This window comes from Kibdelosporangium aridum, assembly GCF_900176515.1.
GTDB classification, from domain to species: Bacteria; Actinomycetota; Actinomycetes; order Mycobacteriales; family Pseudonocardiaceae; genus Kibdelosporangium; species Kibdelosporangium aridum.
In genome coordinates this window covers 94161-120599 of record NZ_FWXV01000009.1, presented here as the reverse complement: position 1 = coordinate 120599, position 26439 = coordinate 94161, and the positions used below count along the sequence as shown (strand labels likewise).

Annotated in this window: 26 protein-coding genes and 1 riboswitch; of the genes, 11 read left to right on the top strand and 15 right to left on the bottom strand. The window is 66.0% G+C overall.

The window, feature by feature from the left end; all coding sequences use genetic code 11:
* Positions 1-34: 34 nt before the first annotated feature.
* The 4 genes from B9C43_RS38775 to B9C43_RS38760 all read right to left on the bottom strand — a co-directional run bounded on the left by B9C43_RS38775 (position 35) and on the right by B9C43_RS38760 (position 7510).
* Complete coding sequence (locus tag B9C43_RS38775; protein ID WP_084432164.1) at positions 35-1813, bottom strand: Calx-beta domain-containing protein; 1779 nt, start codon at positions 1811-1813, stop codon at positions 35-37.
* A 526-nt stretch (positions 1814-2339) separates the two neighbouring features.
* On the bottom strand, positions 2340-3395 hold the full coding sequence (locus B9C43_RS38770) for a ribonucleotide-diphosphate reductase subunit beta (protein ID WP_268811607.1): 1056 nt from the start codon (positions 3393-3395) through the stop codon (positions 2340-2342).
* Positions 3392-6844, bottom strand: a complete 3453-nt coding sequence (locus B9C43_RS38765; RefSeq protein ID WP_200825895.1) for a ribonucleoside-diphosphate reductase subunit alpha — start codon at positions 6842-6844, stop codon at positions 3392-3394. The genes B9C43_RS38770 and B9C43_RS38765 overlap by 4 nt, the downstream gene beginning before the upstream one ends.
* 109 nt (positions 6845-6953) lie before the next feature.
* A riboswitch (cobalamin riboswitch) is annotated at positions 6954-7148 on the bottom strand.
* Between the two features lie 20 nt (positions 7149-7168).
* Positions 7169-7510 carry a winged helix-turn-helix transcriptional regulator gene (locus tag B9C43_RS38760; protein WP_084432763.1) on the bottom strand — a complete coding sequence of 114 codons (342 nt, stop codon included), beginning with the start codon at positions 7508-7510 and terminating at the stop codon, positions 7169-7171.
* Between the two features lie 53 nt (positions 7511-7563).
* On the opposite strand from B9C43_RS38760, the gene B9C43_RS38755 reads away from it, so the two are divergent.
* On the top strand, positions 7564-8253 hold the full coding sequence (locus tag B9C43_RS38755) for a group II truncated hemoglobin (RefSeq protein WP_084432158.1): 690 nt from the start codon (positions 7564-7566) through the stop codon (positions 8251-8253).
* 26 nt (positions 8254-8279) lie between these two features.
* Here the strand turns inward: B9C43_RS38755 and B9C43_RS38750 are convergent, their stop codons facing one another.
* Positions 8280-8864 carry a pentapeptide repeat-containing protein gene (locus tag B9C43_RS38750; RefSeq protein ID WP_033390237.1) on the bottom strand — a complete coding sequence of 195 codons (585 nt, stop codon included), beginning with the start codon at positions 8862-8864 and terminating at the stop codon, positions 8280-8282.
* The gene (locus B9C43_RS38745; protein WP_084432156.1) at positions 8861-9091 is read right to left on the bottom strand and encodes a helix-turn-helix domain-containing protein; all 231 of its coding nucleotides are present in this window, start codon (positions 9089-9091) and stop codon (positions 8861-8863) included. Before B9C43_RS38745 ends, B9C43_RS38750 begins: the two co-directional genes overlap by 4 nt.
* Before the next feature lie 92 nt (positions 9092-9183).
* Here B9C43_RS38745 and B9C43_RS38740 point away from each other — a divergent pair, with 92 nt between their 5' ends.
* The 3 genes from B9C43_RS38740 to map are packed head-to-tail and all read left to right on the top strand — an operon-like array spanning position 9184 to position 10898.
* Positions 9184-9417: a pyridoxamine 5'-phosphate oxidase family protein gene (locus B9C43_RS38740; RefSeq protein ID WP_084432154.1), complete on the top strand. Its 234-nt coding sequence runs from the start codon at positions 9184-9186 to the stop codon at positions 9415-9417.
* Positions 9398-10090, top strand: coding sequence for a hypothetical protein (locus B9C43_RS38735; protein ID WP_084432151.1), 693 nt, complete (start codon positions 9398-9400; stop codon positions 10088-10090). The genes B9C43_RS38740 and B9C43_RS38735 overlap by 20 nt, the downstream gene beginning before the upstream one ends.
* Before the next feature lie 40 nt (positions 10091-10130).
* Complete coding sequence (map, locus tag B9C43_RS38730) at positions 10131-10898, top strand: type I methionyl aminopeptidase (RefSeq protein ID WP_033390234.1); 768 nt, start codon at positions 10131-10133, stop codon at positions 10896-10898.
* 189 nt (positions 10899-11087) lie between these two features.
* Here map and B9C43_RS38725 read toward each other — a convergent pair whose 3' ends face one another.
* The 3 genes from B9C43_RS38725 to B9C43_RS38715 form a co-directional block, all read right to left on the bottom strand.
* On the bottom strand, positions 11088-12113 hold the full coding sequence (locus B9C43_RS38725) for a 6-phosphofructokinase (RefSeq protein ID WP_033390233.1): 1026 nt from the start codon (positions 12111-12113) through the stop codon (positions 11088-11090).
* Positions 12114-12307: 194 nt separating this feature from the next.
* On the bottom strand, positions 12308-12811 hold the full coding sequence (locus tag B9C43_RS38720) for a polyadenylate-specific 3'-exoribonuclease AS (protein ID WP_033390232.1): 504 nt from the start codon (positions 12809-12811) through the stop codon (positions 12308-12310).
* Positions 12812-12831: 20 nt separating this feature from the next.
* Positions 12832-13584: a lysophospholipid acyltransferase family protein gene (locus B9C43_RS38715; RefSeq protein ID WP_033390231.1), complete on the bottom strand. Its 753-nt coding sequence runs from the start codon at positions 13582-13584 to the stop codon at positions 12832-12834.
* 241 nt (positions 13585-13825) lie between these two features.
* Here B9C43_RS38715 and B9C43_RS38710 point away from each other — a divergent pair, with 241 nt between their 5' ends.
* On the top strand, positions 13826-14377 hold the full coding sequence (locus tag B9C43_RS38710) for a hypothetical protein (protein WP_084432148.1): 552 nt from the start codon (positions 13826-13828) through the stop codon (positions 14375-14377).
* 4 nt (positions 14378-14381) lie between these two features.
* On the opposite strand, the gene B9C43_RS38705 is transcribed toward B9C43_RS38710, so the two are convergent.
* Positions 14382-16175, bottom strand: coding sequence for an AMP-dependent synthetase/ligase (locus tag B9C43_RS38705; protein WP_084432145.1), 1794 nt, complete (start codon positions 16173-16175; stop codon positions 14382-14384).
* A gap of 41 nt (positions 16176-16216) precedes the next feature.
* Between B9C43_RS38705 and B9C43_RS38700 the strand changes: the two genes are divergently transcribed.
* Genes B9C43_RS38700 through B9C43_RS38675 form a run of 6 tightly spaced genes read left to right on the top strand, consistent with a single transcriptional unit; the run spans position 16217 to position 20343 of the window.
* Positions 16217-16588, top strand: a complete 372-nt coding sequence (locus tag B9C43_RS38700; RefSeq protein WP_033390228.1) for a hypothetical protein — start codon at positions 16217-16219, stop codon at positions 16586-16588.
* 9 nt (positions 16589-16597) lie between these two features.
* Entirely contained in the window at positions 16598-17386 is a 789-nt protein-coding gene (locus tag B9C43_RS38695; protein ID WP_084432142.1) for a metallophosphoesterase family protein, read from the top strand.
* 23 nt (positions 17387-17409) lie between these two features.
* A complete protein-coding gene (locus tag B9C43_RS38690; protein WP_033390226.1) occupies positions 17410-17850 on the top strand; it encodes an SRPBCC family protein in 441 nt (146 codons plus the stop codon).
* Between the two features lie 8 nt (positions 17851-17858).
* A complete protein-coding gene (locus B9C43_RS38685) occupies positions 17859-19019 on the top strand; it encodes an ArsA family ATPase (protein WP_084432139.1) in 1161 nt (386 codons plus the stop codon).
* A complete protein-coding gene (locus tag B9C43_RS38680; protein WP_084432136.1) occupies positions 19016-19396 on the top strand; it encodes a hypothetical protein in 381 nt (126 codons plus the stop codon). The genes B9C43_RS38685 and B9C43_RS38680 overlap by 4 nt, the downstream gene beginning before the upstream one ends.
* Positions 19390-20343 carry an ROK family glucokinase gene (locus tag B9C43_RS38675; protein ID WP_033390223.1) on the top strand — a complete coding sequence of 318 codons (954 nt, stop codon included), beginning with the start codon at positions 19390-19392 and terminating at the stop codon, positions 20341-20343. The genes B9C43_RS38680 and B9C43_RS38675 overlap by 7 nt, the downstream gene beginning before the upstream one ends.
* A gap of 71 nt (positions 20344-20414) precedes the next feature.
* On the opposite strand, the gene B9C43_RS38670 is transcribed toward B9C43_RS38675, so the two are convergent.
* The 5 genes from B9C43_RS38670 to B9C43_RS38650 form a co-directional block, all read right to left on the bottom strand.
* Positions 20415-21569, bottom strand: a complete 1155-nt coding sequence (locus tag B9C43_RS38670; protein WP_084432133.1) for a glycosyltransferase family 4 protein — start codon at positions 21567-21569, stop codon at positions 20415-20417.
* 9 nt (positions 21570-21578) lie between these two features.
* Complete coding sequence (locus tag B9C43_RS38665; protein ID WP_084432130.1) at positions 21579-22916, bottom strand: hypothetical protein; 1338 nt, start codon at positions 22914-22916, stop codon at positions 21579-21581.
* Positions 22917-23013: 97 nt separating this feature from the next.
* Positions 23014-24066, bottom strand: coding sequence for an NlpC/P60 family protein (locus tag B9C43_RS38660; RefSeq protein ID WP_033390218.1), 1053 nt, complete (start codon positions 24064-24066; stop codon positions 23014-23016).
* 414 nt (positions 24067-24480) lie between these two features.
* Positions 24481-24681: a hypothetical protein gene (locus tag B9C43_RS38655; protein ID WP_051793850.1), complete on the bottom strand. Its 201-nt coding sequence runs from the start codon at positions 24679-24681 to the stop codon at positions 24481-24483.
* A gap of 129 nt (positions 24682-24810) precedes the next feature.
* Positions 24811-26403: a D-alanyl-D-alanine carboxypeptidase family protein gene (locus B9C43_RS38650; protein WP_235039093.1), complete on the bottom strand. Its 1593-nt coding sequence runs from the start codon at positions 26401-26403 to the stop codon at positions 24811-24813.
* Positions 26404-26439: the final 36 nt, after the last annotated feature.

Below are 26439 nucleotides of genomic sequence, written 5' to 3'. Positions count from 1 at the left end.
GCGGGCGGGCCGAAGCCCGCCCACCTGGCGGGGTTCACTTCCTCTTCGGGCACTCGACCTGCGACTCGGCGATCACCAGGTCGGCAAGCGCGGTGTCGAGCGAGACAGCGCGCTGAGTCACCGACGTCGCCGTCTTGACCGTTCTGTTCAGCTTCAGCGAACCGACCGCCAACGGGATGGTGACCGGGCCGGAGCCTACCTTCACGGCTTCGCCGTTGATCTTCACCGAACCGACCGTCGAGCTACCGCTCGTCTTGCCCTTGCCACAGGTGGCACTGACATTCGACTCGATCAGGCCGATCTCGACGACCTGGTCGAGTGCGGTGATCTTGACCGAACCTGCCGACGCCTTGGCGTTGTCCTTGCCCGTCTTGGCCGACAAACCGTCGACTTCGACGGAAACAAGGCCGGCTTCCAGATTCGCCGAGGCCACCGACTTGCTGTCGTTCTTGCACGTCGACTTGGCCGGGTTGGCCGTCGCGACCTTCTTGTTGAGCAGCTTCACGGCGTTGGCGGTACACGAGTGCACCGTGACATCACCGTCGTCATCCCTGATGACGAGCGTGGCAGTGCCGACAACTCGGCCGCCTTGAGTGAACCGCACCGCGAACGTCTCGTCGTACTCGTAGCTGTAGTCCTCGACGGACTGGAAGGCTATCTGTTTGATGGTCTCCCTGGGCTGGAATACGAGATCACCTTCTGCGGCGACATAGTCCGAACCCGCAGTCGCTGTCCCATCGACGGTCTCGTAGTGCACTGTGACCGGCGTGGTGGGGGGCTGGTCCAACCTCACACTGACCGACGCGGAGCTGCCCTCGTTGAGATAGTTGCCTTCGACCTCCACTCCTGGCACACGAACCGTGATGTTCTGCGTCAGTCCCTCAGGCGTGCCGTTGATCAGGAAGTCGACCTTGCACCGGTAGACACCCGGCGGCGTCCCTTCCTTGACCCCGATGACCTCGTTGAACTCGACAGTCTGTCCACTCTGGACCTGCCTGCTCGCCGGGGTGATCGAGGTGGTCAACTGCGAGGCGCAGTCGGACACCCGATGGGTCACCGTGACGTCCAGGTTCTTGATGCCATCCAGAATGGCGTTGGCCACCTCGGCCGCGGAACTGTCCGGCATCAACACGCCACCGGTCTGTGCCGTGATGGTGCTGGCCTGGCCACGACCGTCCAGGCCGCCACCGTCCGTACCCGAGATGGGAACGGCGATGACCCTGACCTGCTTGCCCTGCAACGCGGTTATCGCTTGCTGCAGAGAACGCCCGAGACTCGGGTTCTCCGAGCGTGCGTCACCGAACCACGCGATGATCCGGCTGCTGTCCGGCCGGAACGCGATGGCGTCGGTTCCGATCCGGTAATGCGCGTTGACGAAGTCGCTCGTCGGGAGCCCGCCGCCGCCGGCGTTGTCGATCCACCGCTGGGTCGCCGCCCGAACCTGCTCCTGGTTGTTGGTCAGAGCCTGGTTCACGGTGAAGACCTGCGCGCCGTCGACGTTGTGCTTGTACTCGGCGACCGCGAACCTGGCCGACGGCTGGGCCCGCAGGACCTGGCTGGTGATCGAGTTCGCGTTTGCCCTGACGTTCTCCAGAACGTCGATCATGCTGCCGGTGGTGTCGCCGAGCAAAACGATGTCGGGATTCGGCGGGACCACCGGTGTGGTCACTTTCTTGGTCACGGTGGCATGGCCGCCAGGTCCGATCGTGAAGTCCACGGACGGCGGATCCACCTGCGCGGGCGATGCCGGAGTCGTCAGGCCGGCGAACAGCGCGGCCGACACCACGGCGAGCGCCAGCGTTCTCGTGGGCATTGCACCTCCCTCGACACTCCTCGTGAGTGGTTATCAGGGTTTGCACCCCGATAACCACTCACCGGGGTGACGTGTGCGCTGCTGCGCGAGGAGTATGCCCTTTTGGGCAGCCGAACGGACCGGAAACGGTGCTATGAAGCCAAACCGGTACCAACGCCGGGTGAGCCAACTGGACTACCCGAACGTGTCACGCAAGCCAAGAACTGTCGGCCGCTTCTGGTTGACTTAAATCAAGGGCTCCCCTGATGGCGGGATTTGGCGGTGTCTCAACGGGGTGTGGCCGGCTCGACGGCGATCATCAAGGCAGACTTGCTTTGTGGTGGTGCGAGACTCCACTTCCGCGAAGGCCTCGTCGGCGATTCGCCTGGTTGGCCAAGCATGACACCGTTGCGCTGCGGCATCGTGGTATTCGCACTGGCAGCGTGGTCAAGTCGGGTGCCGAGCTGATCCTGCTGCGCGCCCCACCAGATCACCAGCCGGCTTGAACAGGGCTCCCCTGGGTGCACAGCGGAGCCCTGTTCCCGGGTCAGTTCCAGTCGAGGCTGGCACCGCTGGCGTACTCGGTGACCCGGGTCTCGAAGAAGTTCTTCTCCTTCTTCAGGTCCATCGCTTCCGACATCCACGGGAACGGGTTCTCGGCCTGCCCGAAGACCGGCTTGAGGCCCAGCTGCGCGCACCGGCGGTTGGTGATGAAGTGCATGTACTGCTCGCACAGGTCCGCGTTCAGGCCGAGCAGGCCGTTGGGCATGGTGTCGCGGCCGTAGGCCACTTCCAGCTCACACGCCTCGCCGAGCATGGTGCGGATTTCGGCCTGGAACTCGTCGGTCCACAGGTGCGGGTTCTCGATTTTGATCTGGTTGATCGCGTCGATGCCGAAGTTCAGGTGGATCGACTCGTCACGCAGGATGTACTGGTACTGCTCGGCGATTCCGACCATCTTGTTGCGTCGGCCGAGCGAGAGGATCTGGGCGAAGCCCGTGTAGAACCACATTCCTTCGAAGACCACGTAGAAGGCCACCAGGTCGCGCAGGAACGCCTTGTCGTTCTCCGGGGTTCCGGTCGTGAAGCCGGGGTCTTCGAGATTGCGGGTGTAGTCCAGTGCCCACGCGGCTTTGTCGGTGATCGACGGCACTTCTCGGTACATGTTGAACAGCTCGCCCTCGTCCAGGCCGAGCGATTCGCAGATGTACTCGAAGGTGTGAGTGTGCACGGCTTCTTCGAAGGCCTGACGCAGCAGGTACTGGCGGCATTCCGGGTTGGTCAGGTGCCGGTACACCGCGAGGACGATGTTGTTGGCCACCAACGATTCCGAGGTCGCGAAGAAACCCAGGTTTCGCTTGATCGTGTGACGTTCGCCGGCCGTCAGCCCATCGGCCGAACGCCACAAGGCGATGTCCGCCTGCATCGACACTTCGGTGGGCATCCAGTGGTTGGCGCACCCAGCCAGGTATTTGTCCCACGCCCACTGGTATTTCAGCGGCAGCAACTGGTTCACGTCGGCGCGCGCGTTGATCATCGCCTTGTCTTCGACGTCGACGCGGGACGCGCCTCGCTCGATCAAGGGCTCATTCGTGACAGTCACTGGCAGGCCTCGCAATCGGGGTCGGTGATCGAGCAGGCGGCAGGTTCCACCGCGACGGCGTTGAGTTTTCCGTCGGTTCCCTGCAGGGTGCTCTTCTCGACGTGGGTGGCGCTCTGCGAGCGCAGGTAATAGGTGGTCTTCAGGCCTTTGCGCCAGGCAAGGCGGTAGAGCGCGTCCAGCTTTCGGCCGCTCGGCGCGGAAATGTACAGGTTCAGCGACTGCGCCTGGTCGATCCACTTCTGCCTGCGTGACGCCGCTTCGATCAGCCAGTCGCTGGAGATCTCGAACGCCGTCGCGTACAACGCCTTCAGGTCACTCGGAATTCGCTCGATCGGGGCCAGTGCGCCGTCGTGGAGCTTCAAGTCGGCGACCATCCGCGCGTCCCACAGGCCGCGTTCCTTCAAATCCCGCACCAGCGCCGCGTTCACCACGGTGAAGTCACCCGACATGTTGGACTTCACGAACAGGTTGCGGTACAGCGGTTCGATCGACTGGCCGACGCCGCAGATGTTCGAGATCGTCGCGGTCGGCGCGATCGCCATGATGTTCGAGTTGCGCACGCCTTTGCGCACGCGTTCCCTGACCGGTGCCCAGTCCAGCGCGGAGGTCGTGGACATGTCGGCGTGCTCGCCGAGGTGGGCGACCGAGTCGATCGGCAGGATCCCCCTGCTCCACAACGATCCGGCAAAGGATTCGTAGCTGCCACGCTCCTCGGCCAGATCAGCCGATGCGGTGATCGCGTAGTAGCTGATCTCCTCCATGCTGCGGTCGGCGAAGTCCACCGCTTCGGCTGACGCCAGCGGAACCCGAAGAGTGAACAGCGAATCAGCGAACCCCATCATGCCGAGGCCGATCGGCCTGTGCCGCAGGTTGGACTGACGCGCTTGCGGGATCGTGTAGAAGTTGATGTCGATCACGTTGTCCAGCATGCGGACGGCCGTCTGCACGGTCCGCTTCAGCCGCACGTGGTCGATACCTTCGGGCGAAACGTGATTCGCCAGATTGACTGAACCGAGGTTGCACACAGCGACCTCGTCCGCGCTGGTGTTCAGTGTGATCTCGGTGCACAGGTTCGACGAGTGCACGACACCGGCGTGCTGCTGTGGTGAACGCAGGTTGCACGGGTCCTTGAACGTGATCCACGGATGCCCCGTCTCGAACAGCATCGTCAGCATCCGACGCCACAGGTCGACGGCACGCACACGCCGGAACACCCGGATTTCGCCCCGATCGGCTGATTCTTCGTACGCGCGGTATTTGCGTGCGAAGGCCGGGCCATAGGAGTCGTGCAAGTCGGGAACTTCGTCCGGGGAGAACAAGGTCCACTGCTCGTCGGCCTCGACTCGCCGCATGAACTCGTCCGGCACCCAGTTCGCCGTGTTCATGTCGTGCGTACGACGCCGGTCGTCGCCCGTGTTCTTGCGCAGGTCAAGGAATTCCTCGACATCGATGTGCCACGTTTCCAAGTACGCGCAGGCAGCGCCCTTCCGCTTGCCGCCATTGTGAGCAAGCCCGGCGGCGGTCATGTAGGACTCGTCAATTTCGACCTTCAAGTCGAAGACCCTTGGGACAACGTCGGTTTGCCGCACGTCGCGGACTCGTGAGTAGACCATCCCGCCGTGTTCGATCCAGTTCCGTTTGACCAGCGGGCGGCAGCCGACGAGCTCGGCAACACCAGGAACCGCGGGTACGCGAATGTCAAAGGCCTTCACAACTCCGGAGAAGGTTATCTCTGAGCCGTCGGAACGTGTGCCGACATGATCCTGGTTTCGTTCGCGGTACTGTCCAGCCGACGGGACGCCCAAGCGAAGCAGTTGGTAACGAATGCCCGCGGCCAGCGGCCGAGAAGTCGTCGTGAAATAGATCTCGATCCCACGGGACACGCCGCCGTCGGTCTCCAGCAGGCCCTTCAGCAACATCCGCGTCTGCGCGTGAGGCAGGTGCGAGAATCTGCGCGCGATCCGCTTCTTCTTGTTCGCGTCGTACAGGTCCTCATAGGTGAACGGAAGAGTCGGGTCACCCGCTCCCGTGATCCGTCCCGTCACCGAGTCACGACGCACTCCGCGCCCGAAAGCCCAGTGAATCTGGAGATAGGTCTCGTCCCTGCCAGACTCCCAGAAATGGATTCCGCGTGCTGAGAGATAACTACGCACGAAGTCGAGGTGTGTGTCCAACTCAGGGTTGCCCGAGACGCCCCACTGCTGGCCGTCCTTCGACAGATGCCCATCGCCCAGCAGGATGCCGTACAGCCGCGCGTTGTCCTCGGTGAATCCTCCAACCGGCAGGGTCTCCTTGGGGACGACCTGGGCTATGTAGTCACCCTTCTCCAGGTTGCCCGCATCCACCCACTCGGGTTGGACCTTGCCATTGGCCAGCCACTTGAGAGTCCGGGCACTGTCCTGGCCCATCGGCACGCCCTTGATCGCGTAGAAAGGGTGTCCCGCGGTGACCTTCAGCGCCTCGACGGAATGCTTGACACTCACCTCGACCATCGGATCCACCTGATCGTAGGCGAAAACCTCAGTCACTTCGCGGTAACTTCCACTGACCCCGAGTACCAGGTCGCCAACCTGGACTTCCTGAATCGGCCGCGCCCCATCTGCCGTGTACACCAACGTTTCGGGAGCGAAACACTGATTCACGGCCACCGTGGTGTCGTTGGCGATCTTCAGGAACGGCACAACACCCTGGGACTGGCCGTTGGTGCCCTTGATGTGGGCGCCCATGCCGCGCACCGGTGTCCAGTCGTTGCCGAGGCCGCCGGAGTACTTGGCGAGCAGGGCGTTGTTGCGGTAGCCCTGGAAGATGCTACTGAGGTCATCGTCCACAGTGGTCAGGAAGCACGACGACAGCTGCGGCCGGGTCGTCCCCGAGTTGAACAGGGTCGGGGTCGAGCACATGAAGTCGAAGCTGGACAGCAGTTCGTAGAACTGGATCGCACGGGCTTCCCGGTCGTCCTCGCGGATCGACAAACCCATTGCCACACGCATGAAAAACGCTTGCGGCAACTCGTAACGGACGCCGTGTTCGTGCAGGAGATAGCGGTCGTACAGCGTCTGCAGGCCGATGAACCCGAACTGCAGGTCGCGTTCCGGCTTGATCGCCGCGGCGATCCGGTCAAGGTCGAATGTCGCCAGGTCCGGGTCGATCCGGTCGAGTTCGACACCCTTTCGGATGTATTCGTGGAAGTACTTGTCCTCCGGTACGGTCGCGTGGACTTCGCGCTTCAGCTTGTCCAGCAACAGTCTCGCGCACACGAACGAGTAGTTCGGCTCGGTCTCCACGAACGCGCGCGCCGACATGATCAGCGCGTCGTCCAGTTCGCGGTCGGTGATGCCCTGGTAGATGTTGCGCTCGACTTCGGCGATCACCAGTTCGGCTGCCACGTCGGGCAGACCGGCGCACGCGTCGGCGACACGGCTTTCAAAACCCACAGCTGTCGCAGTCACAGCCCTCTCCTCGCGAGCCCGACGGCCCAGAAAACCCCACAGCGAGAAGCACGGCAGAACAAGTCGCCGTGCCGGCCTTCCCGCGAGGCTCCGGACACGCGCACGCCGGACGGCGCACGCATCGATGGCAGGTCTTCGGACTCGCGGGCACCCATGCCTGGACCTACTGGCCGTCGCTTCCCAGACTCACGCCCAGTGCTTCAATGACGGCGGTCGTTCCCGCTCACCGCTGCGGGGCAGTCCCGGACTCGCACCGGGTTCCCTTGTCGCATCGACGACGCAGACCCTACATGTAGTGCTCAGGCGAGAAACACACCCCCAGATCTACCGGCGTGTCGCTGGTTCGATCTTGGTCCCGACCTGGGTCGCGCGGCTTTGCCCCCAGGCGTAGAGCGCTTCGAGGACGGGCCTGAGCGTCTCGTCCGCCAGGCGGTACGACACGGCGAGTGGTGCTTGTGACTCGACCGTGCGCTCGACCAGACCGGCGGCTTCGAGTTCCCGCAACCGTTGGGTGAGCATCTTCTCGGTGATGTCCGGGATCAACCGGCGTAGTTCGCCGTAACGCAGCGCGCCCTCTTTGAGGTGCGCGAGGATCACCACGGCCCATTTTCCCCCGATGGTGTCGACTGCGAACTCGACCGGGCAGTAGTACCTTCGTGCGCTCACGCACCAGAAAGTACGTACTTGAACCGGCTTTGCCAAAGTGGTCGACTGCACCGGTGATCACCGAGTACGTGCACTACGTCGTTCCGGCCGAGCTGGCCGGGGACTTCGAAACGGCGTGTTCGAAAGCCGCGCGGGCGTTGTCCGCGTCGCCCTACTGCCGCACCTATGACTTGTCCCGCAACGAGAACCAGTACACGCTGCGAGTCACGTGGGTCGCACCGCAGGACATTCCGGAACTGGCCGAATACCAGCCGTTCGCGACGGACAAGCGGCTGGAGGAACCTGTTGCGCTCGCGCCGACGTTGTTCGAATGGGCGGGCGGTGCCGAGGCGTTCGACAAGCTCTTCACCGCGTTCTACCGCAAAGTCGCGGAAGACCCTGTGCTGGCACCGGTTTTCGCGGGCATGAACCCGAACCACCCGAAACACGTCGCCGCATGGCTCGGTGAGGTATTCGGCGGCCCGAAGATCTACTCACAGCAGCACGGCGGCCATCCGCACATGATCTCCCGGCATCTCGGCCGTGCGCTCACCGAAGAACAGCGCAGGCAATGGGTGCGGGTGCTGATCGACACCGCCGACGAAGTGGGGCTGCCGTCCGACGCGGAATTCCGGTCGGCCTTTGTCGGATATCTGGAGTGGGGTACGCGGATGGCGTTGATGTTCTCGCAGCCAGGTGTCGAGGCCACCGTCGCCGAACCCATGCCCACCTGGGGCTGGGGTGAGGTCCGCCCCTGGTTCTAGCGGCCAGATCTCTGGCGCCCAGATGTCTAACGCACGTCGAAACCGATGGACTGCGCGATCGTCATGGCCTGTTCCACGCCGATGATCGCGTCTTTCAACTCGGCGTCGAACGGGTTCAGCGCCGCCAGGTTGCTGCCCCGCAAATCGGCGCCCACGAGCCGGATCCGGTCCAGCTGCGCGGAAGCCAAGTCCACGTTGAGGAATTCGGCTTTCTCGCAGTTGGCCGCGGTCAAGTCGATCTCCCGCATCCGCACGTCACGAAACACGCAGTTACGCAGGTCCAAACCGGACAGAACCGCGAACGACCAGTCGCCGCCGCGCACCCGCATCGGCCGCATCGTGCATTCGGAGAACACGCTGCCGACGACCTTGCACCCTTCGAACTCGGTGTCGAAAAGGTTGCAGCGCTTGAAAGTGCAGTTGACGAAGGCGGTACTTGCGTGCCGGGAGGCGTTGAACTTCACGTTGCCGAACGTGCATTCCTCGAACGTGCTGCCGTTGTTCACCACTTCGGTCATGTCCACGCCGAAGAAAGAACACTTCGTGTACGCGCGCCCGTCGAGTTCCTCGCCGTACCAGTCCTCGTCGCTGAACCGCTGCCCCTCAGTCACCCGACCAGCTTATCCAGCGGGAGATCCACCGCCTTGGCGATCGCGGCCACGGTGAAGAACGCGGGTGTGGGGATCCGGCCGTGTTCGATCTTGCGGAGGGTCTCCACCGAGATCCCGGCCGCCGCGGCCACCTCGACCGTTGTCCGGCCCGCTCTGGCCGCGCGCAACGCCTCGCCGAGGCGCACGCCGCGTTCGCGGTCCTCGGGGGTCAGCGGTGGTCGAACCATGGCCCGATAATAGTGCCGGACACTTGCTTGCCAGAGTCGAGAATCAGCACAGGATTGACCTCGACCTCGGTTGAGGTTTTAGCGTCCGGCTCATGTACGTCGACTCCCGAGTGTCCGAGGTGTTGTCCAGCGTGCGCGTGGTCGAACTGGCCACCATCGGCAAGGACGGCCGTCCGCAGGCATATCCGATGTCCGCGATCTGGGTCCCGGACAAGCAGCACATCGTGCTCACGACACCACCCGCGTTCCCGCAGAAGGTGTTCAACATCCGCCGAGACGGCAGGGTCGCCCTGTTGGTACTCCGACATGTCCGGCAGCGGCCTTGACGGCACGACCGCAGTGCTTGTGCAAGGCACCGCCAGCGCGCCCGCGACGGTGGCCGGGACTGAGGAGCTCGCCGACTTCTGGCGTGCCGTGTATGCCCGCAGTCCCGGTTACGCGAAGGACCTCCAGGATCCGGAGTACCAGGCCAGGATGGACTGGTACTACTGGCGTCTGCCCATGTTCGTCAGCCTGGATCGTGTTCACGTCTTCGACACGACCCCGGTCGGCGGCACGCTGGAGCCGTACCCGTCATCGAATGTGCCGATGTCCGAACGCATCAAGGACGCCATCACCCGGTACCCCACGGCTGTGCTCACCGCGTTGGACTCCGGTGGCCACCCGTACTCCGTGCGTGCCGAAGTGGGTGAAGATCTGACAGTCAGTCCGTTGCAACCGTTCGAAGGCAAGCCAGGACCGGCGAGTTTGTTGTGGCACCGGCACGACGGCAACTCCGGTGGCATGCTGTCACTGCTGGTCACCGGTACGCTGGGCGACTCGGGCTTCACGCCGGAGCGCATCCCGGGCGCGCTGCCGGACGAGCACGAAGTCGGCCCCGGACAGGACTGGATCGTGCAGGGCAGGCAACGTTCGTTGCTGTACCTGGACAAACGCGGCCTGGACGTGCCGGTGGTCGACTGGGCGGCCTTGGCCGGGTACGCCACCCGGCAAATGTGATAAAAATACTGGGATAATTATCCCAGCCCAGGAGAGCGTGATGGTCGAACTCAAGACACCTGCCGAACTAGAGCTGATGCGCGAAGCGGGCAAAGTAGTGGCCGCGGCGCTGGCCGCGACCAAACAAGCGGCGGCTCCCGGCGTGTCACTGCGCGAGTTGGACACCATCGCGGCCGAGGTGATCGCGGCGAAGGGCGCCAAGTCGTCGTTCCTGCACTACCACCCGCACTTCGCGCCGACGCCGTTCCCCGGCGTGATCTGCGCGTCGGTCAACGACTTGGTGGTGCACGGCATCCCGAACGACTACCAGCTCAAAGAAGGCGACCTGGTGAGCATCGACTGCGGTGCACACGTCGCCGGATTCCACGGCGACGCCGCGATCACGTTCTTCATCGGCGAGCCGACCGAAGAGGACGCTCGGCTGAGCGAACACACGCGGGAAGCGTTGTACGCGGGCATCGCCGCGGCCAAAGTGGGCAACCGGCTCGGCGACGTCTCCAACGCCATCGGCAAAGTCGGCCGCTCGCACGGCTACGGCTTGCTGGCGGGCTACGGCGGTCACGGCGTCGGCCGCAAGATGCACGAGGAACCGCACGTGCCCAACGAGGGCAAAGCCGGGCGTGGCCTGAAACTGAGAGCGGGCTTGGTGATCGCGATCGAGCCGATGTTCATCGCGGGCGGCCGGGACACGTTCACCACGGATCCGGACGGTTGGGGCCTGCGCAGTTCGGACCGGACACGGGCCGCGCACTGGGAGCACACCATCGCGGTGACACCAGACGGGCCCGTGATCCTGACCGAGCCCTGACCTGATGCCTGGTGCTCAGTATGTGCGCTTGCCGAAAAGTCTAGAGAGTCAACGGCAACAACTCTCACTATTGCTCGGCGCCGCTTGCCCTTTGGGTCGCAGTCAGCACGGCATTTCTTCGATTTCCATTGTGGACACGAGAATGCCCCCAATGCGAGCATTGGGGGCATTGAGTGGATTTGCGGTCGATCAGCCGAAGAAGACTTCGGCTTCCTGGTAACGCTCGAGCGGAACAGTCTTCAGCTCGGCGGTGGCCTCGGCCAGCTTCACGCGGACGATGTCGGTGCCACGCAACGCGACCATCACACCGAAGTCGCCGTCGTGCACCGCGTCCACGGCGTGCAGACCGAAACGGGTTGCCAGCACACGGTCGTACGCGGTCGGCGTGCCGCCACGCTGCGTGTGACCGAGCACCACGGCACGGGACTCCTTGCCCGTCCGCTGCGCGATCTCCTCGGCCAGCCACGTGCCCACGCCGCCAAGGCGGACGTGCCCGAACGCGTCCTTCTCGCCGCTGGTGAGCACCTCGGCACCACCCTCGGGGACCGCACCCTCGGCCACGACGATGATCGGCGCGTACTCGCGCTCGAACCGCCGCTCGACCCACTCGACGACCTTGTCGACGCTGAACTGCCGCTCCGGCACCAGGATCACGTTCGCGCCACCCGCGAGACCGGAGTGCAACGCGATCCAACCGGCGTGCCGGCCCATGACCTCGACGACGAGCGCACGGTGGTGCGACTCCGCCGTGGTCCGCAGCCGGTCGATCGCCTCGGTCGCGATGTGCACCGCGGTGTCGAAACCGAAGGTGTAGTCCGTCGCACCAAGGTCGTTGTCGATCGTCTTGGGCACACCGACAACGCCGACGCCGTCATCGGTCAGCCTCTTGGCCACGCCGAGCGTGTCCTCGCCACCGATCGCGACCAGCGCGTCGATCCCCTGGTCGGCCAGCACAGCCTTGATCCGGTCAACGCCACCGTCGATCTTGTACGGGTTGGTGCGCGACGAGCCGAGGATCGTGCCGCCGCGGGTGAGGATGTCTTCGACCTGGTCGAGCCCGATGGGCTTCGACTTGCCTTCGAGCGGACCCTGCCAACCGTTGCGGAACCCGACGATCTCCCAGCCGTGGGCCTCGATGCCCTTTCGGACCACGGCCCTGATCACCGCGTTCAGCCCTGGACAGTCGCCACCACCGGTGAGTACGCCTATACGCATGCGTGAAGGGTGTCACGGGCTGGATCGGTAAAGCAACCGACCCCCGCTTAACAGGCGGGAAACCATCTCAGTACTTGAAATCGGACACTTCGGATGGCGCGGCAGGACGCACCACGAGTCAGGGAATTTCACAGTGCTGGAATGGTGGACACGCCGTGCCGGAACGGTGGACACGCCGTGCAAGGCCGACACGGCTAGCGGACCGGGAAGCCCTTACGCAGGCGCTCGATCTCGATCACGTTCCACCGCGCCAGGTTGTGCCGGGCATCTGCCAAGGCGTCGTGTGCGTCCGTCGGCGGGTTCGGCAGCTGCGGTTTGCCCACGTCTTCCCAGCGCTGACGCAAGTCACGCGTGAACCGGGGCAGCTGGCGCGGCAACGCGGGCATCGCACCCCACAGCTGAGCCAGGGCCACGTGGTCGTACGCGGCGAACCAGGCCCACAGCTCGACGCTCTCGCCGCGCGGGCTGAGGAACTCCATCAGGTCCTCGCGGATCTGCGCCCGGCTGCGCCAGGCTTTGTCACCGGGCGCTGGGAGTTTGTCCAGGACGTTCTCGCGGACCCACTGGCCCGCCTTGTTCGGGTCGAACTCGGTCGACACCGCGTAGAACTCTCTGCCGTCCTCGGCTACGACACCGATCGACACCAGGTCGATGGTCACTCCGTCTTCGATGAACTCGGTATCGTAGAAAAACCGCACCCGGCAACCTTAGTTGTGAATCATCCGGCCTTGGTCTCGGGGATGCGATCCGGCTCCCGCTGGGCCGGCACGCCGTTCGGTGCCTTGCCGTCGGTCGTCTGCATCTCCTTGACCTTCGCGGCGTACATGTCCACGTACTCCTGGCCGGAGAGCTCCATCAACGCGTACATCACCTCGTCGGTGATCGACCGCTCCACGAACCGGTCGCCGGTCAGGCCCTCGTAGCGGGAAAAGTCCAGCGGCTTGCCGAACTTGACCCTGATCTTCGTCGGCTTCCACATCTTCGAGCCGATCGGGTTGGCGATGTCCGTACCGAACATCGCCACCGGGATGATCGGCACGCCCGCTTCCAGGGCGATCCGGGCCAGCCCGGTCTTGCCCTTGTACAGCCTGCCGTCCGGTGACCGGGTGCCTTCCGGGTAGATGCCCAGCAGGTGGCCTTCGCGCAGCAGCCGGATACCGGTGTCCAGCGCCGCCTGCGCCGCCGACCCGCCTGTCCGGTCGATCGGGATCTGGCCCATGCCGGTGAAGAACCACTTCTTGAACGCGCCCTTGATGCCCTTCTCGGTGAAGTACTCCATCTTCGCCGGGAACGTCACCCGCCTGCGCGGGATCACCAACGGCATGAAGAACGAGTCGGAGACCGCCAGGTGGTTGCTCGCCAGGATCGCCCCGCCCGTCTTGGGGATGTTCTCAAGCCCCTCCGCCTCCGGGCGGAAGAACAGCCGCAGGATCGGTCCCAGCAGGACGTGTTTCATGAAGAAGTACAGCACCGTGTAGAGCGCCTCCTGCCTGACTACCCGCGATGAGCCCGCCGGACAGCCTACGAAGTGTGCCCGCTCGTGCACAACGCGACCGTCCCCACGCTTGGCCGCGAGGACCGAAGACTTGCTTGCCAGAGTCGAGCATCAGCACTGTCGCGGATAACAACGCGCAAAAGAGCCAGAAGTAACTGGCCAACCGCACCGGTGTCCGTGCGACGATGGCGTAACGAGGTTGAGCTTGAGGAGGGTCATGAAGGGCGGGTCAGACGGACCGGAGGACGTTGACGCCGCCTTCGCGCAGATCGTCGCCGACCTGGAACGCGAAGGCCTTGGTTCGTCCGTGCAAGCCGACTTGGACCGCGAGGCCGGAAATGACACCGTGGCCGAGAACGACACCGTGGCCGAGCCGGACATCGAGTCGCCGCCGCAGCAAGAACCGGACAAACCCGCCAAGTCCAGGAAATCCGAACCGCTGGACGAGCCGGACCTGCCGGAGATCTCCGCTCCGGCCACCGCGGGCTGGCGCGGCCACGAGACCGAGATGGACTGGGCGTGGAGTTCCGACGACGACCACTACGTCCCGCCTGAGCCGCCACCCATCCCCCGGCCGAGCCCGCTGACCATCCTCGCGCTCGTGCTGATGCTGATCGCGTTGTTCCTGCTGGTCGCGCCCGGTTTGATCGGCTTGGCCACCCGGGTGGCGACGCCGATCGCGCTGGTGTCCGCCGCCGTCGGCATCGGCCTGGTGGTCTTGAGGATCCGCCAGCACAACGACGACGGGGACAACGGCGCCCAGGTTTAGTGACCTAGTGACCTGCGTAGATCGCCTCGATGCGGTCGGCGTACTTCGAGGCGATGATCTCGCGGCGCAGCTTCAGGCTTGGCGTGATCTCGCCGCGCTCCTCGCTGAAGTCCTGCGGCAGCACGGTGAAGTTGCGGATCGACTCGGCCCGCGACACCGCCCTGTTCGCCTCGTCCACCGCTGACTGCAGTTCAGCGTGCAAGTCCGGGTCGTCGGCCAGCTCAGCGACCGTCCCCTGCTTGCCGTTGCGGGATTTCCAGCCTTGGAAATACTCCTCGTCGATGGTGATCAGCGCGCCGATGAACGGTTTGCGGTCGCCGACCACCAGGCACTGGCTGACCAGCGGGTGCATCCTCAGCCGGTCCTCCAGCACGGCGGGCGCCACGTTCTTGCCGCCCGCGGTCACGATGATCTCCTTCTTGCGGCCGGTGATCGCCAGGAAACCGTCGTCGTCCAGCGAGCCCAGGTCGCCGGTGTGGAACCAGCCGTCCCGCAACGACTCCCCGGTCGCCTCCGGGTTGTGCCAGTAGCCGGAGAACACCATGTCGCCCGACAGCAGCACTTCCCCGTCGTCGGCGATGCGCACGGATGCGCCCGCGACCGGCCTGCCGACCGTGCCGACCTTGAAGTTCGCGTTGGTGTTCACGGCGATCGCCGCGGAGGTCTCGGTCAGGCCGTAGCCCTCGAAGACCGGGACACCGATGCCGCGGAAGAAATGCGCCAGCCGCGCCCCGAGCGGCGCGCCACCGGAGATCGCCGCCTCGCAGCGGCCGCCGAGCGCGAGCCGGAGCTTGCCGTACACCAGCCGGTCGGCGACCAAATGCTTGGCCCGCAGGGCGATCCCCGGCTTGGCCGTCTGGCTGTACTGGATCGCCAGCGCCTCGGCCGCGTCGAAGATCTTGCCCTTGCCCTCGGCGTGCGCCCGCTGCTTGGCGGTGTTGTAGACCTTCTCGAACACGCGCGGCACCGCGACCACGAAGGTCGGGCGGAACGTGCCGAGGTCGTTCACCAGCGTCTTGACGTCCGGCAGGTGACCGAGCGTGGTGCGGGCGTAGACGCAGCAGATCGAGATCGCCCTGGCGAACACGTGCGCCAGCGGCAGGAACACCAGCATCGAGTTGCCCGACTTCAGCAACTGCGGGAACGCCTTGATGTCCGCGCGCACCTCAGCAAGCAGGTTGCGGTGCGTCAGCTCGATGCCCTTGGGACGACCCGTTGTGCCCGACGTGTACACCAGCGTCGCCACCGCGTCGGCACGCACGCTGCGGTGCAGCTCGTGGGCTGCGTCCTCGTCGACTTCCGCGCCCAGCGCGGTCAGCTCGTCGACAGCGGGAGCCAGGTCCACGCCCGCGTCGATCTGCCAGACCCGCGTCAGCTCAGGCAGCCTGTCCACGAGCCCGTCGACGGTCGCCTTGTGCCCGGCGGTCTCCACGACCATCGCCCGCGCACCCGAGTCGGACAGGATCCACTCGACCTGCTCGGCCGAGGACGTCTCGTAGATCGGCACGGTCACGCACCCCGCGGACCAGATCGCGAAGTCCAGCAACGACCACTCGTACCGGGTCTTGGACAGCAGCGCGACCCGGTCACCCGGCCGCAGCCCGGAGGCGATCAGTCCTTTCGCGACCGCCAGTACGTGCGCGGCGAACTCGCGGGCGGTCACGTCCACCCATGAGCCGTCGACCAGCCGACGGAAGCTGACCGCGTCACCGAAGCGATCCGCGTTCGCCCAGACCATGTCGGTGAGATTCTCTTCGTCGGTCACCGTTACCGTGGCCGGCGCACTGTATTCCCGCACGTCACGTGAACTTAGTACAGCCCTCGTGACACCATGCACCTGTGCCTGCAGTGGACGTCGTCGACGAGACATTCCTCGCCGTGCCCCCGCCCGTGGTCAAAGCCGCGTTCGCCAACCCCGGCTCGTGGCGCAGGCTGTGGCCGGATCTCACTCTTGAGGTGTACGCCGACCGCGGCAACGAAGGACTGCGGTGGACCGTGCGCGGTGCGCTGACCGGGACCATGGAAGTCTGGCTCGAGCCCATGCTCGACGGCACGCTCCTGCACTACTTCCTGCGTGCCGACCTGCCAGGCCGGCCCGGTCCACGTGACATCCGGCGGGAAATCACCCGCCGTCAGTTCGCTGCCAAGAACATCGCGTTCGACCTGAAGACCACACTCGAGGATGGACGCCGTCCCGGTTGCCCGCCGTAGAGTGAACTCGTGCGGGTCCACGTGGTTTCCGATGTCCATGGCAATTCGGACGCTCTGGCGAGGGCCGGCGAAGGCGCCGACGCGCTCGTCGTGCTCGGTGATCTGATCGACTTCGTCGACTACCACGACCACGGCAGCGGCATCCTCGGCCGGGTGTTCGGCGCGGAGAAGGTCGCCAAGTTCGCGCAGCTGCGGCGCAACCGTCAGCTCAAGGAACTCGGCGAGTACGCGCGCTCGCTGTGGTCGAGCCTGGACAACGCCAGCGATGTGGTGCAGGAAGCGCTTTTCGAGCAGTACACGCGGTTGTTCGCGGCGATGACCGTGCCGACGTACGCCACGCCGGGCAATGTCGACGTGCCGGACCTGTGGTCACGGTTCGCGCGTGACGGGCTGACCTTCCTGGACGGTGAGGTCGCGGAGATCGACGGGTTGCGGTTCGGGTTCGTCGGCGGCGCGCTGCTCGCGCCCGGCGGGCGGGTACGGCGTTCCGGCGCTTGGTTTCCCTACCTGCGCACCGAGGACGACTACAACGCTTCTGTCGGCAAGCTCACCGAAGTCGACGTGCTGTGCTCGCACATCCCGCCCGCTGTGCCGGAACTCACCTACGACGTCGTGGCGCGCCGCACCGAGCTCGGGTCGTACGCGCTGCGCGAACTGATCACTGAGCAACGGCCGCGCTGGTCGTTGTTCGGTCACGTGCACCAACCACTGTCAGCGAGGATGCGGTTCGCCTCGACCGACTGCATCAATGTCGGACATTTCCAGCGAACCCAGGTGCCGCACGTGCTGCACTGGTGAGTTGACCAGGTAGCCTGCCCGGCATGGCCGACGAGTCCACCCAGTCCATCACCGTAGAGGCAGACGCGGACACGATCATGGGCGTGATCGCCGATTTCGCCGCGTACCCCGAGTGGACCGGGGCGGTGAAGGAGACCGAAGTGCTCGCGCAGGACGCCGACGGTCAGGCCACCCAGGTCCGGTTCGTGATCGACGCGGGCATGTTCAAGGACACCTACACCCTTGAGTACGACTGGGCGCAGGACGGCCTCTCGGTGAGCTGGACGCTGGTGAAAGGCCAGATGCAGCGGTCACAGCGCGGCCGGTACCTGCTTGAGCCGCAGGGTGACGACGCGACCAAGGTGACGTACACGCTGTCGGTGCAGCTGGCCGTGCCGATGATCGGCATGTTCCGCCGCAAGGCCGAGAAGATGATCATGGACATCGCGCTGAAGGACCTCAAGCGCCGCGCCGAAGGGTTGTAACCACCGCCTTGCGGATCCTGCTGTTCACCGGAAAGGGCGGGGTGGGCAAGACCACCCTTGCCGCGGCCACCGCGGTACGGCTGGCCGGGCGTGGGCGCGAGACTCTCGTCGTGTCCACCGACCCGGCGCACTCGCTGGCGGACGCGTTCGGCACCCGGCTGACCGGCGAACCCTCCCTAGTGGACACGAGGTTGCACGCGGCCCACGTGGACACCCGTGGCCTGGTCGATTCCGCCTGGGACGAGCTGCGGGCACAGCTGCGGGCGGTGCTGGCAGGCGCCGGGGTGGACGAGCTGGACGCCGAAGAGCTGACCGTGGTGCCCGGCCTCGACGAACTGCTCGCGCTGACCGAGGTCGCCAGATTAGCGAAAACCGACAACTGGGACACGGTCGTGGTGGACTGCGGGCCAACCGCGGAGACGCTGCGGCTGTTGGCGTTGCCCGACGCGATCGCGACGTATCTGCAGCGCGCGTTTCCGGCCAGGTCGGTTCGGGGAATGGTCTCCGGTGTGGGACGACAAGGCTGGGTCGACGCGGTCACGAGGCTGGCCGCGCATTTGGCGGAACTGCGGGATCTGCTGGCGGATCCGCAGGTCACCGGGGTCCGGTTGGTGCTGACGCCGGAGCGGCTGGTGGTCGCCGAGAGCAAGCGCACGCTTGCCGCGTTGGCACTGCGGGACATCCGGGTGGACGGGATGATCGCCAACCGGCTGGTGCCCAAGGCAGGTATGCGGCGCGGCCCGGCGGCGACATGGCTGCGGACGCGTCGAGGCGAGCAGGACGAGGTGCTGGCCGAGCTGCGGGCGTCCACGCCGATCGAGCTGCACGTCGTCGAACACCGTGCGGCCGAACCGGTCGGGCTCGAGGCATTGGCTTCGTTGGCCGACGAGCTGTACGGCCGGTCGGACCCGCTTGGCTCCAGCGTGTCCAGGCCGCCGTCGCTGCTGCAGATCCGGCCGGAAGGCGCGGGATACGTTCTGCGCGTGGCCATCCCGCTGACCGAGCAGTCCGATGTGGATCTGGCAAGGATCGGTGACGACCTGGCGATCACAGTGGACGGAATGCGCAGGCTGGTCCCGTTGCCCGCGGTGTTGCGCCGATACGAGGTCGCTGACGCCTCTGTGGACGGTGACGGCCTGCTGTTGCAGTTCGCCGGGACGACGCCGTGAGCGCCGAGCCGGGCTCCCGGCTGCTTGAAGAGATCGTGCTGCTGCTGGACGCGGTGGCCGAACGCCTTGGGCCGTACCTGGATCGGGTCGCGGCCGAACACGACGGCCCGCCGGACAACTGTCCACTGTGCGCGATCGGGGCCTTGGTGCGCGGCGAACCGAACGAGCTGGCGGCGACGACTTTGGACCGTGCCGCGGACATCGTTGCCTTGCTACGGGCGGTACTCGCCGACAGGTGGGAGCCCGGTGTGCCGCACATGCCCGGTTTCCGGCCTGCCGGACGTCCCGGTCGCGCGGCCGAGCAGCCCCGGAGCAACAATAGGCCGGTGCAACACATCCAGGTCCGGCGCGATCCCTTCAAAGGCGACAGATGCTGACAGTCGGCGTTGACATCGGCGGGACGAGCGTGCGGGCCGGTGTCGTCGACAAACGCGGAACAATCTTGGACACCGCGCGAGTGGGCACGCCGTCAGGAGCGGATGCCCTCAACGACGCGATTGTCTCGGTCATCAGCTCGTTGACCGCCCGTCACACGATCTCGGCGGTCGGCCTGGCAGTGGCCGGTTTCGTGGCCACGGACCTGAAGACGGTGATGTTCGCCCCGCACTTGGCGTGGCGCAGGGCGGCGGTGGCCGAGCGGATCTCCCGCAAGATCGACCTGCCCGTGGTGCTCGAACACGACGCCAACGCCGCGGCCCTGGCGGAGTTCCGCTACGGCGCGGCGCGCGGCGCGAAGGTCGTCACCCTGATCGCGATCGGCACGGGCATCGGCGCAGGCCTGCTCCTGGACGGAAAGATCTTCCGCGGCGCCTACGGTGTAGCTCCTGAGCTGGGGCATCTGCGGATCGTGCCGAACGGCCGACCGTGTTCGTGCGGCAAGTCCGGCTGTTGGGAACGGTACTGCAGTGGCACGGCTCTGAGTGCGACCGCGATCGAACTGCTCGCAGGGCATCCAGGGCAGTCGACGGTCCTGGCCCGCGAGGCAGCGGGCGACGCTCGGTCCATCACCGGCCGGAAGGTTGCCGGGGCCGCTCGCGATGGTGATCCCGTGGCGCTGCGCGCGATGGCTGAGCTGGCGCGTTGGCTCGGCGAAGGCTTGGCCCTCGTCGCCGACATCTACGACCCCGAGGTCATCGTGATCGCCGGGGGCGTGTCGGAGTCCGCTCCCCTGTTTCTGGACGACGCCCGCGAGATCTACCGCGATGCCGTGACTGGCGCCGGGTATCGGCCGCTGGCCCGCATTCGCACGGCGCAACTAGGCGACGACGCGGGCTTGGTCGGCGCGGCCGCTTTGGCCCGTGATGTCGTGAATGGACATCACTAGAGCGACCTGCTTGACGGCGCGGCGAGGGAAGTCGAGCATCAAAACAGTGTCACACAAGAATCGGCGTTCGGTCAGCCGCGGAAAGCGGAGAAACGGGAGCCGTCGCCCGACAGCAAAGTGGACAAACGACTGGCCAGGGTGTCCCAGCGCCAGTCCGACGTGACCCAGTCGCGGCCTGCTTGGCCCATTGCGGCCGCAGTGTCCGGGTTGGCCAGCAGAGTGCTGATGCGCGTGGCGATCTGGGTGACGTTACGGCCGTCCACGACATGCCCCGTCACGCCCTCGCGGACAGTTTCCGGCGCACCGCCGGAATTGCCTGCCACGACAGGAAGTCCGCACGCCGAGGCCTCCAGGAAGACGATCCCGAGGCCTTCGACGTCCAAGCCGCTACCGCGGGTGCGGCACGGCATGGCGAACACATCGCCGGTGACGTAGTGCGCCGGAAGTTCTTCCCACGTCACGGTTCCGGTCAGGATGACGTCGTCGGCGACGTCGTTCTCCTTGGCCAGAGCCATGAGTTTGTCCGAGTACCTTCCGCCGCCGACCAGAAGCAGTGCCGCGTCAGGGACTTGGCGGCGGATCGCGGGCAGGGCACGGATCAGCATGTCCTGGCCCTTGCGGGGCACCAGCCTGGACACGCAGACGATCGTCGGCCGGTCGGAAAGGTTGTGGCGCTTGCGAACCAGCTCACGGCCTGCCGGGTCCGGGCGGTACAAGCCAGTGTCCACACCGGATGGCAAGTACTCCAGTGCCGCGTATCGGCCGAAGGCCGCCGCGAACCGGGACCGGGTGTACTTGCTGACGTACGTCACCACGTCCGTTGTGGACCCGATCCGCCGCAAAGCCTGACGGGACACCGGAAGCATCGACCAGCCGACCTCATGTCCGTGTGTCGAGGCGACGACGCGCTGCGCCCCGGCGTCACGCAGGGACGGGCCGAGCAGGGCCAGTGGTGCCGCTGCGCCGAACCACACCGAGGTGCACGACTCGGCGCGCAGGATCTCCTTGGCGCGCTTGGCCACGTCCGGTGTGGGCAGCATCAGCGAGGTTGGGTGGCGGACCACCGGGAACGGCATCGAGGCGTCGAACTCAGCCGCGCCCTCCCACGACGGCGCGTACACGACCAGTTCCCGCGCGGGCACCCTGGTCGCCAATGCCTGCAGATACGCCTGGATACCGCCAGGCCGGGGCGGGAAGTCGTTGGTCACCAGAAGCGTCCGAGCCACGCCAGCACCCTATCCGAGGGTCTCCCGCAGGTATTCCTGCCAGCCCGCCACGAACTGCTCCCGGTTCAGCCCGACCACCGAGACCAGCAGGTCATCGATCTCTTCCGGGCTTGCCCGGCCTGCCTTGGCCAGCACCTGGTACAGCTCGATCAGCTTGGGTTCGCCCAGCCTCTCCGCGACGAACCGGGCTACCGAGAACGACTGCTGGTAGGCCATGTCGAGGGTGCGGCCCTGCGCGCGGAACTCCTCATCGGACGGCAGCCTGCTCGGCGGGCCGGTGGTGAGCATCGACGCGTTGAGGTCCGGCGCGGCCTGCCCGAGCGGGATCCCGCTGTCGCGGTAGCCCACGTAGTCGGCGAACCCCTCCAGCAGCCACATCGGCGATCCGTCCACTGTGGAGCCTCGGGCGGCGATGTGGGTGAACTCGTGGCGCAGCACGATTCGCAATGCGGTCACGGACAACGCGTCAGCGCTGGTCGGGCTCATCACGACCCGTTGCCCCTCGGCGGAGTTCTTGTCCGTGTCGACCCGGTCGGCGACCGAGACGGCGACCACGGACTCGACCGGGAAGTTGGAGCCGACCATCGCGCGCATCTCGTCGCTGGAATCCGGCAGCACGACCACGACCTGCTGGGGCCAGTCGGTTCCCCACACACTGCTGACCGCGTTCACGGCCGAGTCGATTTCGGCCGCCACCCGCCTGGCCATCGCCTCCCTGGCCGGGTGGGTCAGTACGAGACCGCGTCCGGTCGTGATCACCAGGCACGGGCCGAAGTCCCACGGGCCGCGCCAGGTCCGCCTGCCCACGCCGAGCAGGTCGGTATCCGACCGGATGAACCACGAGTTGGCCCGCTTGACCAGCAGGTAGCCCATCGGCCGCCGAGTGGGCGACGGGTCGGCGCCGCGCAACGCGTAGACCAGGTCGATCTCCGGCGCCCACAACTCCTGGGCGCCTTCCACGTTCGGCAACACCGACGGATCGAGCGATCGCTGTGTGACCACGGAGTACGACCACTCACGCAGCGGCACGTTGGCGAGGTTGCGGAACAACATCAGTTGCGCATCGCGGAACGCCGGTTCGGCCTTTGGGTCGATGCTGGCCATGAAGGCCTTCTCGTCGCGCCGGTGCAGGGCATCGGCCCGCGCGCGCAACAAGCTCTGGACTGCGACGGCGCGCTCGTCGGTCTGGGGAGCCACCGCGCCCTGGTTCGGTGGGGTGAAGACCTGCGCCGGAGCGGGCGCCTGCTCGATGACGTCATGGCCCGTCGGCTGGGTTGCGACCAGCGCGAGGCCGCCGAGCAGCGCGATCGCTACTCCGGCCACCAACAGGGCGCGAAACCGGGCCACACGGGAGATCGTATTGCCCGGTGTGTGAAAACGACGCGACCCCTGACCCGCACCACCGGCCAGGGGTCGCGTCTCGCGACTGTCTGACAGTCGAAACTCAGCCGACGATCCGCTTGGCGGCGAACACGTCGGAGCCACCACCGCGAACGGTGGTCACCGCGACCGGCTTGCCGTACGTCGAGGCGTGCACGATCTTGTCGCCGCCCAGTGACATGGCGACGTGGTGGATCGAGCCGGCACTGCTGCCGTAGAACACCAGGTCACCCGCCTGCAGCGCGTTCAGCGGGACGGACTTGCCGACCCCGAACTGAGCGCGGCTGGAACGCGGGATGGTGAGGCCGGCCTGCTTGTAGGCCCACGAGGTCAGGCCCGAGCAGTCGAAGCCACCCGGAGCCGCACCGCCCCAGACGTAGGGGTCGCCACGACGGCTCAGCGCGGCGTTCACAGCTGCACCAGCGGCACCAGGACCGCCGATGTAGACGCCGGTGTCCTCGGTGCCCTTGAGCGTGGCCTTGTCCGCTGCGGACAGCCTGTTCGCGGCGGACTTGACCTCGTTGATCTGCTTCTGCAGGTCCTTGCTGCGGGCTTCGATGTCGGCCTGCAGCTTGGCTGCCGCGTCACGGGCCTCAGTGGCCCGCTTCTGCGCGTCCGCGGCCTTCGTGGCCGAGTCCGCGGCGGTGGTGACCGCCTTGTGCAGCTCGCTCAGAGCCTTGTTGTTGTCGGTCGCCAGCACGTTCAGCGCGGAGGACCTGTCGAGGAAGTCCTGCGCGGAGGTGCCGGTGAGCAGAGCGGACAGCTTGTTGAAACGAGCACCACGGAACGAAGCGGAGCTCAAGTTCTCCACCTGGCCGCGGAACTGCTCCTCCGTGGCCGCCGCCGCGTCCTTGGCCTGAGTGGCCGCGGTGAGGTCAGCCGTGGCCTTGTCCAACTCCGCCTGCTTGGCGTCCTTGTCGTCCTTGGCCTTGTTCAGTTCCTCGTTGACGACCTCGGCCTGCTTGTTGAGGTCGTTGTACCTCTTGAGCGCGTCCGATTCGGTGTTGCCCGCGGGGGGTTGCGCGATTGCCGGAGCTGGGGAGGTGCTGACCATCGCGATGATGGCGGACGCTGTCAATGCTCCACGCATGCCGCGCTTGAGTCGTTGCGACGCCACGTCGCGCGTGTCTCCTTCGTCTCTCCTACCGCCGAGGGAAGGGAACCCAGGCTCAATGGGCACGGGGGTACCCAAAGAGCGGGCCAGCAAGCGAGTGGACACGCACTCCAAGCGCCGGCACGTTCTCCCAACCGGTGGGGTGTTCCGGTTCAGCTCCCAGCCCCGACTTGCCTGGGGTGCTGACTCGGCGGCGATCTCACGTCATCACCCTTTGGTGGGTGATCGGGGGCCGCGAGATCTCGGACAGGTTACGAAGGAACGCGGCACCCGTCCAGCCAGTCAACGCAAAATCTTCCTCAGTAATCGCCGAAACCCCAATGGAGCAGGGCCGGATGCCCGGTGTGATCACAACAACACCCAGGTCACCACGGTCTGTTGCCGCTCGTCGCCCAATCGGTACCGTTCGGCGCCTGATCAGGCGACCTCGGGTGTGTTCACCGGGGTAATGGGAATCAGCCTCAGTTTGGGAACCATTCCAGCGCTGGCGAGCACATCGATCGCCCGCTGTTCGGACGAGTCGAGGTCGACCGTGCTCGGCGGGCCGAGCAAGACGCTGACGACACACTCCTGGCAAGCCTTCCCGCGCACTTCACAGCTGTCGCAGTCGACGACCATGTCCAGCTCCCAAGCCAGTCGTTCGATCGTATGTTCGATCGATTGAGGTCACCTTAGCGGTCAGGTCCGACAGTTTTGGACGGGCTATCGTTCGCGCAGGTCACAGGCCACATTTGGGCCGAAAGACCGTCAAATTCCGTACTCCCAGTGCCACGGTTCCTCACGGCCGCGTCCCGGCAATGCCCATGACGGATTTTGCCAACCGAAGCGGCCCGCGTTGGCACGCATCCAGGCGTACTCCGCGGTCCCGAACGACTGCGCGCCACCGCAGAGATCCAGCGCGAGGCCCCAGCCGTGGTTGCTCGTACCAGGCACAGCGGCCAGAGCGGGCTTCACGCCGTACAACCGGACCTGTTCCTCGAACGTGCGATACGAGTCAGTCACGCACATAGGCCGCCCGAAGGCCGAACCGAACGCGGCGGCCAACCCTTGGAAGGAAAACGCAGCATCGCACCGCAACCGGTGGTCACCTATCCCTATAGGACACAGCGCGGAAGCCGGGATGAGCCCATTGGGGTAGCCGCTCCACCCACCCGAGGGCAGATCCACTCCCCCGCACCGCCACACCAAGCCGGAATCCGTACGTTGCGGCACCGGTTGCGCGGGCCGCAAAGGCAATGACGGTCGCGCGTACCCGAGAACCGCCGTAGGTATGTCGGTGACGACAACACCGACGAGCCGTGCGTCCGCACTGATCATCGTGCGCGGGTCCAGCACGACACCGACGTTCTGCACGCCATACCGTTCCGGCCCGATGAACACGAGATCGCCCGGTTGCGGGTCGTTGACGGGCTGCAGCACAGCCATCTGCTCGGCCGCTGACCCCTTCAAGCCGTAGGCGGCGCGTGTGAGCCCGTCGCACGAATACGCGTCGGGACCGTCGCCTTGCGGCGCGTATGGCTTGCCGAGGGCCCCGACGGCAGTGGTCACCGCGCGGATGGTCGCCTCCGGCCATACGACCAAGCGCTCGCCCGACTGCAGCGTCGCTTCGGTCGGCGCCGGCCCCGGGCGGATGCCCGAGGCGGCGAGCTTGTCGAGGTAAGCACGCCAATTGGCGGCCGTTTGGTCGTTGCGCGTGCGCTGCGCCTGCTGCATGGCCACGACTGTGGAGTTGGTCTGAGCCAGTTTGCTCCGGAACTCACCGGTGATCGCCGCCGCGCGGTTGGTGGCGTCACCGTTGCGGCGGTCCAGATCCGCCTTACGGTCAGCGGCGGCCTTGGCGGCGTTCGATGCCGCTTCCTCCGCGCGTACGGCCGCCTGATGGCGTTGCACCGCGCCGGTGAGCTCCTCGGCCTCCGCCTCCTGCACGCGGGCCATCAGGCTGGAGCCGTCGAGGAAGTCGTCCGGCGAGCGGGCCAGCAACAGCACCTGGAACTGGTTGGGGCGGCCGAACGAGCTCAGGATGGCCGAGGCGTACCGGTCGACGTCCGCCTGACGTGCCCGGACAGCCGCGTTGGCCGCTTCGCGCGCGGAACGCGCCTGGTCCAGCGCGGCTGAGGACTCGCGCACCGCCTGTTCGGCCAGATGAATGTCGTTGGCGAGCGTGCCGAGCTCACGCTGCACGTCGGTGGCGGTCCGTTGCAGCTGCGCGACGACTGGATAGGCGAACGCCTCACCGGGCCGGGAGTCTGGCACGGCCGCGCCCGGCGCCACGCCTGCCTCCTCCGGCGGCTGCGCGCCGAGCATGACGATCACCGACAGCAGCGCCGCACCAACCCGCACACCAGGCACAACGGGCGAATCCGTACTCCGTAACGA

Excerpts from the sequence above, each read along its gene's own strand:
- B9C43_RS38775 (WP_084432164.1), bottom strand. The coding sequence starts at position 1,813 with ATGCCCACGAGAACGCTGGCGCTCGCCGTGGTGTCGGCCGCGCTGTTC.
- B9C43_RS38745 (WP_084432156.1), bottom strand. The coding sequence starts at position 9,091 with ATGGTTCGACCACCGCTGACCCCCGAGGACCGCGAACGCGGCGTGCGC.
- B9C43_RS38740 (WP_084432154.1), top strand. The coding sequence starts at position 9,184 with ATGTACGTCGACTCCCGAGTGTCCGAGGTGTTGTCCAGCGTGCGCGTG.
- B9C43_RS38735 (WP_084432151.1), top strand. The coding sequence starts at position 9,398 with ATGTCCGGCAGCGGCCTTGACGGCACGACCGCAGTGCTTGTGCAAGGC.
- map (WP_033390234.1), top strand. The coding sequence starts at position 10,131 with ATGGTCGAACTCAAGACACCTGCCGAACTAGAGCTGATGCGCGAAGCG.
- B9C43_RS38725 (WP_033390233.1), bottom strand. The coding sequence starts at position 12,113 with ATGCGTATAGGCGTACTCACCGGTGGTGGCGACTGTCCAGGGCTGAAC.
- B9C43_RS38710 (WP_084432148.1), top strand. The coding sequence starts at position 13,826 with ATGAAGGGCGGGTCAGACGGACCGGAGGACGTTGACGCCGCCTTCGCG.
- B9C43_RS38690 (WP_033390226.1), top strand. The coding sequence starts at position 17,410 with ATGGCCGACGAGTCCACCCAGTCCATCACCGTAGAGGCAGACGCGGAC.
- B9C43_RS38675 (WP_033390223.1), top strand. The coding sequence starts at position 19,390 with ATGCTGACAGTCGGCGTTGACATCGGCGGGACGAGCGTGCGGGCCGGT.
- B9C43_RS38655 (WP_051793850.1), bottom strand. The coding sequence starts at position 24,681 with ATGGTCGTCGACTGCGACAGCTGTGAAGTGCGCGGGAAGGCTTGCCAG.